Origin of the sequence: Aminobacter sp. J44 (assembly GCF_007829415.1) — a bacterium.
GTDB lineage: Bacteria > Pseudomonadota > Alphaproteobacteria > Rhizobiales > Rhizobiaceae > Aerobium.
This window is the reverse complement of the sequence record NZ_VLJG01000016.1, coordinates 68,185-76,508: the sequence shown is the minus strand read 5'-3', so window position 1 is coordinate 76,508 and position 8,324 is coordinate 68,185. Positions and strand designations below refer to the sequence as shown.

9 protein-coding genes and 2 pseudogenes are annotated in these 8,324 nt (G+C 58.9%); 5 read left to right on the top strand and 6 right to left on the bottom strand.

The window, feature by feature from the left end; translation table 11 throughout:
• The 3 genes and pseudogenes from L610_RS08420 to L610_RS08410 form a co-directional block, all read left to right on the top strand.
• Positions 1-720, top strand: a 720-nt coding sequence (locus tag L610_RS08420; RefSeq protein WP_186441398.1) for a BCCT family transporter, incomplete at its 5' end; no start/stop codon positions are given.
• A gap of 422 nt (positions 721-1,142) precedes the next feature.
• Positions 1,143-1,826, top strand: a pseudogene (locus L610_RS08415) (glycerophosphodiester phosphodiesterase family protein); the annotation flags it as partial.
• A gap of 178 nt (positions 1,827-2,004) precedes the next feature.
• Complete coding sequence (locus L610_RS08410) at positions 2,005-2,586, top strand: helix-turn-helix domain-containing protein (RefSeq protein WP_210246003.1); 582 nt, start codon at positions 2,005-2,007, stop codon at positions 2,584-2,586.
• A 62-nt stretch (positions 2,587-2,648) separates the two neighbouring features.
• Here L610_RS08410 and L610_RS08405 read toward each other — a convergent pair whose 3' ends face one another.
• Together L610_RS08405 and L610_RS08400 are read right to left on the bottom strand one after the other, a co-directional pair.
• Positions 2,649-3,137 (bottom strand): SRPBCC domain-containing protein, encoded by a 489-nt coding sequence (locus L610_RS08405; RefSeq protein WP_144704236.1) that lies wholly within the window; start codon positions 3,135-3,137, stop codon positions 2,649-2,651.
• Positions 3,118-3,468 carry a helix-turn-helix transcriptional regulator gene (locus L610_RS08400; RefSeq protein ID WP_024846687.1) on the bottom strand — a complete coding sequence of 117 codons (351 nt, stop codon included), beginning with the start codon at positions 3,466-3,468 and terminating at the stop codon, positions 3,118-3,120. Before L610_RS08400 ends, L610_RS08405 begins: the two co-directional genes overlap by 20 nt.
• A 103-nt stretch (positions 3,469-3,571) precedes the next feature.
• Between L610_RS08400 and L610_RS20855 the strand changes: the two are divergent.
• Positions 3,572-3,772, top strand: a pseudogene (locus L610_RS20855) (deaminase); the annotation flags it as partial.
• A gap of 172 nt (positions 3,773-3,944) precedes the next feature.
• On the opposite strand, the gene aroQ reads toward L610_RS20855, so the two are convergent.
• From aroQ to L610_RS08375, 4 genes are all read right to left on the bottom strand, one after another.
• Positions 3,945-4,412, bottom strand: coding sequence for a type II 3-dehydroquinate dehydratase (aroQ, locus tag L610_RS08390; RefSeq protein WP_144704232.1), 468 nt, complete (start codon positions 4,410-4,412; stop codon positions 3,945-3,947).
• A 63-nt stretch (positions 4,413-4,475) separates the two neighbouring features.
• On the bottom strand, positions 4,476-5,285 hold the full coding sequence (locus L610_RS08385; RefSeq protein ID WP_144704229.1) for a sugar phosphate isomerase/epimerase: 810 nt from the start codon (positions 5,283-5,285) through the stop codon (positions 4,476-4,478).
• 48 nt (positions 5,286-5,333) lie between these two features.
• Entirely contained in the window at positions 5,334-6,314 is a 981-nt protein-coding gene (locus L610_RS08380) for a sialic acid TRAP transporter substrate-binding protein SiaP (RefSeq protein ID WP_144704226.1), read from the bottom strand.
• 154 nt (positions 6,315-6,468) lie between these two features.
• Complete coding sequence (locus L610_RS08375; RefSeq protein ID WP_051473081.1) at positions 6,469-7,164, bottom strand: GntR family transcriptional regulator; 696 nt, start codon at positions 7,162-7,164, stop codon at positions 6,469-6,471.
• Between the two features lie 248 nt (positions 7,165-7,412).
• On the opposite strand from L610_RS08375, the gene L610_RS08370 reads away from it, so the two are divergent.
• Complete coding sequence (locus L610_RS08370; RefSeq protein WP_144704263.1) at positions 7,413-8,303, top strand: intradiol ring-cleavage dioxygenase; 891 nt, start codon at positions 7,413-7,415, stop codon at positions 8,301-8,303.
• The last annotated feature ends 21 nt before the right edge of the window (positions 8,304-8,324 follow it).

Here is an 8,324-nt window from a genome sequence, read left to right as displayed (position 1 = left end):
ATGGTGCTGGCGGCCCTTCTGCTGCTGTTTGTAATCGCAACGGGGCCAACACTTGCCATCGTCTCCGGCTTCTTTCTGAACCTGGCAGCCTACGTCGAATMCCTGCCGGCGCTGTCGAACCCATTTGGTCGTGAAGACGATAATTTCAGACAGGGATGGACGGCTTTCTACTGGGCCTGGTGGATCTCATGGTCCCCATTCGTCGGCATGTTTATCGCTCGTGTCAGCCGGGGAAGGACGGTGCGCGAATTTATGATCGCGGTGCTTCTGGTGCCGTCACTTGTGTCGGTGCTTTGGATGACAAGCTTTGGCGGCACAGCTATCAGCCTGATCGGTGCAGGCTTCAACGATATCTCGGAAGCAGCACTCGAGCTGCAGCTATTTGCCATGCTATCTCATCTGCCGCTGACATCGATCTCTTCGTTTGTCGGCATCATTCTCGTGATCGTCTTCTTTTGCACCTCCTCGGACTCCGGCTCGCTGGTGATCGATACCATCACCGCCGGTGGCAAGGTCGACGCTCCGACTGCACAGCGCGTGTTCTGGGCGACCTTTGAGGGGCTCGTGGCGATTGCACTACTGCTCGGTGGTGGCCTCGCGGCGCTGCAGGCGGCAGCCGTTTCGACAGGGCTGCCGTTCACGATTGTGTTGTTGCTCGGCTGCTACGCGCTCGCGCGTGGCCTGATGTCCGAGCCGCGAGGTATTGCAGCCTCAAGCTAACGTGGAAGCATCGCGCTTGGCTTCCCGGCATCGCACCCAGAAATTCGGAAAACACCCGTTGATGGGGCGATGCCGAATTCCTCGTCGCTTGCGCGACGTGCTGCACAAGCCAAGTGGCAGTGATACAGCAAAAACTTATCCGCGTACTCACACGTCGCGCATCATACCCCATAGCGGCGCGGATCGAGTACGGTCGCGACTTCCAGGGAGTGCGGACGTCGAAGAGCGATGGTCGCAAGAACCACTTCGGTCCACGCCGGCGTCTCAATCCTGGCTGGGCGTGCCGAGGAACGCGGATGCACTTCCTTCATATCCGGGGCTCAATCGAGGTAGACGCGGGCTTCGACCCGAGGGACGCGTCGTGTCCCCACTCCAGCCGCAATTCAGCATAGAACTGCTCATGTTCTATCGGGAGTTGCTGCGTGTTTCGTAAGGCATTGATGGCGGGCGCGATTGCAGTTGCGGTGCTGTGGCTTTCAAACACGTCTTTGCTTGGAGCGAGGCCCGAAGCCGGGAATATCAAGTTGCTGTCACACCGCGGCGTGCATCAGACGTTCAGTCCGGAAGACCTGGAAAACGACACCTGCACGGCATCGCGAATTTTGCCTCCGGCTCACGAATTTATTGAGAATACGCTTCCTTCCATGCAGGCGGCGTTCCAATACGGTGCGGCAGTTGTGGAGTTGGACATCCATCTCACACCTGACGGCAAATTTGCTGTCTTCCACGACTGGACGCTCGATTGCAGGACCGACGGAACGGGTATCGCCGAAGAGACCCTAATGATCAGGCTCAAGGAACTTGATGTCGGTTATGGCTATACAGCCGACGGCGGCAGGACTTTTCCGCTCCGCGGTAAAGGGATTGGCTTGATGCCCACTTTGGATGAGGTGCTACGGGAATTTCCTGGACGAAAATTCCTGATCAACTTCAAGAGCCAGAGGCTAGATGAGGCGGAGGCTTTGGCCGAGCTCCTGCAAAATAACCCCGAATGGCGACAGGCGATTTTTGGCGTCTACGGCGGCGATATCCCAACCCGTGAAAGCCTTCGGCTGATTCCTGGACTGCGGGGGTATGATAAAGCCTCAGCGACAAATCGCTGTCTCTGATGCGCTTTGCATCTATCAAGATCTATTCCCTCAGCCACCACGTGAGCTCCAGATTGAGCACCACTACCTCCTGTATGTCTCATCTGGCGCAATGCGGCTCGAGGCCGAGGGAGCTGCCTGGTCGCTTCCACCAGCTCGAGCGGCATTGGTGGCCGCGGGGACGCCGGTGCGGTTGTTGCTCAACCAGAAGATGTCTGTCTGTTCGGTGCTATTTTCGAGCCGTTTTGCTCCTGCGCCGAGGGCTGCGCTGTCGGTATTCGAAATGACGCCGTTGGCGCGTGAGATCGTGAAGGAATGTGGACGGACGGGAGAAGAAGACGAGCCTCTATCTGAGTACAGGCTCAGCCTGTTTCGTACCCTGCAGATGGTAACCTGGCGATTGGCAGAAACCCCGAGCAAGGCAACCATCCCAACAGGCAGAAGCCGAGGAGTTATACGCGCGCTGGCGATTACGGAAAGCCTTTTGGCTGAGCCGCTTCGCTTCGAGGACGTCTCACGGATGACCCGTCAGACTCCGAGGACACTCGCGCGAAGGCTACTGGCGGAAACGGGTCAGCGCTGGGGGGAAATTCTGCGGAGAATGCGAATGATCCGCGCAATTGAGATGCTCGCAGAAACGGATCTTGCGGTCACTGAAATTGCGCTCAGTGTTGGATACCAATCGCTCTCAGCGTTCAATGCTTCCTTTCGCAGCTTTACAGGACAGACACCCACCGCTTACCGTGACGGGTTTAAGACCAGTTCCTTCGGCCGCTGATACACAGCAATCAAAGTCTCCATAAGCTGGCGGAGCCTGATGGCCGTGAACGATTGCCCGTCTCAGTGTTCGCGATCGAGCCAAGCGGCAAGGCCGTCCAGAGTCTGCAGACCGTATTCCACCGCGCCGAAGTTGATGACTGTTTGTCGCCGGTCGCGGTTGGGGTGAAGCTGCCGAATGGTCAGCACGGTCTTGCCATCCGCCTGCTCATCGAACGTGATGATCATATAGAAGCGATCAGGATCATCGGGCTCAGGGGTACCGTAGTCCACTACGATCGCTTCGTTGGGAACGATTTTCAGGAAGCGCATGAGAGTGGAGAAACGCTGGTGCTGGCCCTCGAAATGGCCAACCATATCGAACCGCCACACACCACCTTCTCTAATATCGGCCTCATAGGTCTCAATGCCTAGACCAGCAGGGCCGTACCACTGTGCGAGAGCTTCCGGATTCGTCCAGGCGGCGAAAACCTTGTCCCTTGGGTGTTTCAGAACCTTGACCAGAACGATCTCACGCTCGAGAGACCAGGCTTCAAAGAGCTTTTCCGTCATCATTCGCCTCCAACTTGTCCAGATAGACTTCCAGCCGGTCCAGCCGTTCAGCCCAGCGCCGTCGCTCCATTTCCATCCAGTTGGCAGCCTCCTCGAACCGGTCCCGTTCTAGCCGGCACCAGCGGCTGCGCCCGCGCTTTTCACTGGCGATCAATCCGCATTCCTCCAGCACTCTAAGATGCTGTGTGAAGGAAGGCAGCGCCATGTCGAACGGTTCAGCCAGCGCACTGACGGGCATCTCCCCTTCAGCAAGCCGGGATATCACAGCGCGTCGGGTGGGATCGCTGAGAGCGTGAAAGACAAGATCAAGCGGGGTCGAATGAGCAGGCATGCCCAAGGGTAGAGCGATGTGCGCCCCTGCGTCAATGATATTAAGGCACTTGCCTTTGTGTTTCCCATTGGTAAGGTGTGTGCCTTACCAATGGGAGGTTCGAATGGCAGTTCGTGTTGATCTCAACATCTCTCTCGACGGCTTCGCCACGACGACGGATCAAACCGCAGAGGATCCGTTTGGCCGTGACTGGTCGCGTCTTGTTGCGGCGTATGCTGACACTCGAACCGTGCGTGAGCGAGTGTTCAAGGACACGTCCGGTGCCGGCACCACCGGGGTCGATGATCAATATGCGCGCGCATACCCGTATCGCCGTTTCGCATTTTTGGGCGGCGGCCTGGACGTTGTAGTGATGGTGGCATCAGCGCCTGTCCTGATCGTGCTGACGGGCAGGCCGGTCGGAGGGCCTTACCGGACAGTCCGTTTTCGGGTCTCTGGGGTGGCCGCTCAAGCTCAAACGGCTAGGCTGTCGGATCCTAGTCCTGCGCCGAAGCGCCCACGGCCTCATGTTCCCGAACCAACTTTGCCATTCGCTGGATCGCGAACAGGTAGCCTTGCGTTCCAAACCCTGCAATGACGCCCGAGGCAACCCCGGAGACGTAGGAGTGGTGGCGGAACGGCTCGCGCTTGTGAACGTTCGAGATATGCACCTCGATGATCGGATGGTCGAAGGTGTTGAGGGCGTCGAGGATCGCAACCGAGGTGTGGGTGAAAGCGGCCGGGTTGATGACGATGCCGGACGCCACCTCGCGTGCCGCATGGATCCAGTCGACGATCTGGGCCTCCGAGTTGCTTTGTAGAAACTCCACCGCCAGGCCGTTTTCGGCAGCAACCTGCAGGCATGCCTGTTTCACGTCTTCCAGCGTCTCATGGCCGTAAATGTGGGGCTGACGCTTGCCGAGCAGATTCAGATTGGGACCGTTCAGGACGTAAATGAGCTTCATGAAGTCACCTGTTGTTAGAGGTAAGTTTTGAGCGGGATTTGGTGACGATGGGCGGCGGGATTTTCAGCCCTGACCCGCTGGGGTCAGGAGACGCCGGGTTGCCGTCATCAGATGGTGGACATGATCGTGCGGTGTGCCCGCGGGGTCGGCCAGCGGAACTTCGATTGAGACAAAAACGGTGTCGCCGATAGCTCCGAGCAGTTCCTGAAGCGGAAGCTCTCCCTCTCCGGGGGCGTAGCGGCCTGAACGTGCCTCAGCCACCATGCCTTCGGCGGTCGTGGGCGCCAGCCCGCGGACATCGCAGAGCTGGACGCTCTGGACACGCGAAATCCCCGCGCGCAGCTGTTCGAGTTTGCCGCCATTCCTGAAGAAGTGCAGGGCGTCGACGAGCACGCCGGCGTTCTTTGCGGCCGTGGCGGCGACCAAAGCATCGGCCTGCTCGTAGGTGGCGATCGTGCGCCAGCCCATATTCTCCATGTCGACGCTCAGGCCAAATTTCGACGCCATCTCGCAGAGCGAACTGACGTTGTCGGCGAGGCGACGGCCGTTTTCATCATCGCCTGCAACGGAGAGACGCTTTGCACCAAGTTCTGCTGCGGCCTCCAGGGCCCGAACAAGCGCGGCTGCATCAAAGGTGGCGTCGATGACCACGGCCTCAATGTCGTAGACCTCGATGCCGAGATCCGCGCACTTGCGGGAGAGATCACGGATCTCAGCCGACCCGGCGCGAAGAGGGTAGTGTGGGGCGCCCGTAAACGGCGCACACAAGCGCAGGCCTACGCGTGCAAAACCCGCCTCAGCAGCCAGAGTGACGAACTCTGTCGGCGGCAAGCTGATGGCGGAAAAATGAGCCAGTCCAAGTTTTCGGATCATGATGTTCAGATGAAGCGGGGCGGCATCAGGTGCCGCCCCTGCCAGATGCTAGAGGGCGTTGATGCGCTCGAGCATGCCTTCCGGCCAGTCCTTGGCCAGGTCGGACTCGAGGTACAGCTTCTGTGTGTACTCACGGAAAGCGGCGACATCCGGCGTGTAGACGTCAAGCCCGTTCTGCTTCATGAACTCCGCAAGCTCGGCTTCCTTGGCGGTGTGCTGCTGCGCGCTCCACTCAATGGCCTCATCCGCTGCGGCCTGGACCTTCTGCTGCTGCTCCGGGGTCATCTTGTCCCAGACTGCCTTCGAGATGGTCAGCAGATCAAAGCCCACCAGGTGGGAGGTCAGCACGATCTGGTCCATGACCTCGTAGAACTTGAGGGTCTGGACATTGGGCAGCGGGTTGTCCTGGCCATCGATCGCTCCGGTCTGGAGGCCCGTATAGACCTCAGTTACAGCCATCGGGGTCGGGTTGGCGCCCAGCGCCTGCCCAAGGAACTGCCAGGCGTCGCCGCCAGGCATGCGAAGCTTGATCCCGGCCATGTCGGCTGGCGTGTTGATCTTCTTGTTGCCCTTCAGCCCGACCTGGCGGGTGCCGAAGAAGGTGGGGCCGAGGATCTTCACTCCGAGCTGGTCTTCGACCATCTGCTTCATTTCCGTGCCGGCGTCGCTCGCGAAGAACTTGTTGAGGTGGTCGACGTCACGGAACAGATAGGCTGAGGTCAAAAGCGACCAGGCGGGTACCTGCTTTGCGAAGTCCTGCGGCGCGATATTACCCATCTCCAGATTGCCGCGCTGGATCGCGACCAGTTCGGTTCCCTGCTTGAAAAGCGAGCCATTGAAGAAGTTCTCGATCTTGAAGTCGTCGGCGACCGCGTTCTTGAACTTCTCCATCATTTCCGCGCGGATATCGCGGTCCGAGAAGATCGCGGAGAAGCGAATTTCGGTCTTGTCCTGGGCAAGAGCCGGGAACGACATCAGCATCGATCCGACGGCGCATGCGGCGAACAGGGTCCGTCTGTTCAGTTTCATGGTGTTTTCCTCCCTTAAACTGGCTGCGGCGAAGGAGTCCCTCGAACTCGCTGGGTGGTGCAGCCGTGTAGCCACCCGCTTCGTTGTCATCTGCAGACACCTCCTCAAGGCTGCAGAGCTGGTAGCCGCGTCCTGCCGCGTCACATCTCCTCTTTCATGCGAGTCCCTTTGCGGAGATGTGCGTCAGCAGGTTTCCTCCGGTACGGCGAATGTGGTCGTGCAATTTCTGCGCCGCGTAGTCGGCGTCGCGCGCGACGGCTGCGTGCGCGATCTCGCTGTGCTCAAACGCGACATTGCGGTCACCGGACGTTGCGCGGAGGAAGGTTCGGCGATAGCGGTCGTTGAGGTTGAGCAGGACGCTGCAGAACTGCATCAGATGCGGCTTTCCGCATCCCGATATAAGTGTGAGATGGAACGCCCGGTGCATCTGTTCCCATGCCTCCAGCGTTGCCGGACTGTCCGCTTCGCGCTTCTCCTTGTTCAGTCGGTGCAGCGCGCGGACGACATTTCCCTCCCAGGCGGCGTCTCCCAGCCGTATCGCTTCACGTAGCGCGTAGATCTCGAACTCCAGACGCAGGCTTGTGATCTCCTCCAGATCAGCAAGCGACATCGGCGCGACACGATATCCCCGGTTGTCTTCGAAGGTGACCAGACCATCCGAAATCAGTCGCGCCAAAGCTTCGCGCAGCGGGCTGAGACTCACCTGAAAAACGGTGCGGGCCTTCTGAAGATTTATCTTGCTCCCTGCCTCGAGCTGTCCGGATACAATCGCCTCACGCAAGCGATCTACGAGCTGGCTCGCAATGGTATTCTTGCCGTCGTCAATAAATCCATCTGCGACGGCAGTCATTGCATTGGCAGATTCCTCCGCTCCATGGTCGACTGTTTCGCCGTCGCGATCCTGCACGCCAAATTCTCCAGATTTCCCAAACGACTAGGATAAACGATTATTATTGTCAATTGAAAGCTCCCCCGACCCAGCAACGTAGAAAATTTGGTGGTAAGGCACTCCTCCAGAGTGGGTCGAACGCGGATCGGAACTTGACAAATAATCGTTTATTCGAGACTGCTCGTCCCCAGTTGGAGGAGCAAATTGCGATGATCAAGAGTGAACGGGATGTCACCGAAGCAGTATTGTCCGTGATGAGGAGGACGTCCGATCCCCGCTTAAGGGAAATCATGGTGTCGCTGGTGACGCACCTGCACGCCTTCATTCGAGAAGTAAGGCTCACGGAGCGTGAATTTCAGGAAGCCGCCGCCATTCTCAACGAGATCGGTCAGCTGCAGACGGACAGCCATAACGAGATGGTGCTGATGTCCGGCTCGCTCGGCGTTTCGACGCTCGTTTGCCTCCTCAATAACGGCAACAACGGACAGACCGAGACGTCTCAGTCGCTGCTTGGACCCTTCTGGCGGCTGAACTCGCCGCGCGTCGAAAATGGCGGCACGATCATTCGCTCGGATACGCCGGGGGAACCGCTCTTCGTCAACGGACGTGTGGTTGACGTCGACGGAAATCCGATCGCCGGCGCTGAAATCGACGTGTGGCACGCATCGCCTGTGGGTCTGTACGAAAACCAGGATCCTGATCAGGCGGAGATGAACCTGCGGGGCAAGTTCACGACCAACGAAGACGGCCGCTTCTGGTTCAGGACCGTGAAGATGGTCGGCTACCCGATCCCGACCAACGGCGTGGTGGGCCGTCTTCTCAAGGCGCAGGGGCGTCATCCCTATCGTCCGGCGCATCTTCATGCCCTCATCTTCAAGGAAGGGTTCAAGACACTCATTTCGCAGGTCTTCGATCCCACCGATCCGCACATCAAGGACGACGTTCAGTTCGGCGTCACGGAAGCGCTGATGGGGGATTTCGTTCGCCACGAGGAACCCAACCCCGACTACCCGGAGGCGGGCACCCCCTGGTTCTCCCTCGACTACACCTACGTCATGGAAAAGGGCGAGGCCCGGCTTCCGAAGCCGCCCATCAAGTGAACCCATTCAGCCATAGGTAAC

Bases quoted from the DNA above. Each gene is read 5' to 3' on its own strand.
- L610_RS08400 (WP_024846687.1), bottom strand. From the start codon at position 3,468: ATGCCTGCTCATTCGACCCCGCTTGATCTTGTCTTTCACGCTCTCAGC.
- aroQ (WP_144704232.1), bottom strand. From the start codon at position 4,412: ATGAAGCTCATTTACGTCCTGAACGGTCCCAATCTGAATCTGCTCGGC.
- L610_RS08375 (WP_051473081.1), bottom strand. From the start codon at position 7,164: ATGACTGCCGTCGCAGATGGATTTATTGACGACGGCAAGAATACCATT.
- L610_RS08405 (WP_144704236.1), bottom strand. From the start codon at position 3,137: ATGACGGAAAAGCTCTTTGAAGCCTGGTCTCTCGAGCGTGAGATCGTT.
- L610_RS08380 (WP_144704226.1), bottom strand. From the start codon at position 6,314: ATGAAACTGAACAGACGGACCCTGTTCGCCGCATGCGCCGTCGGATCG.
- L610_RS08370 (WP_144704263.1), top strand. From the start codon at position 7,413: ATGATCAAGAGTGAACGGGATGTCACCGAAGCAGTATTGTCCGTGATG.
- L610_RS08385 (WP_144704229.1), bottom strand. From the start codon at position 5,285: ATGATCCGAAAACTTGGACTGGCTCATTTTTCCGCCATCAGCTTGCCG.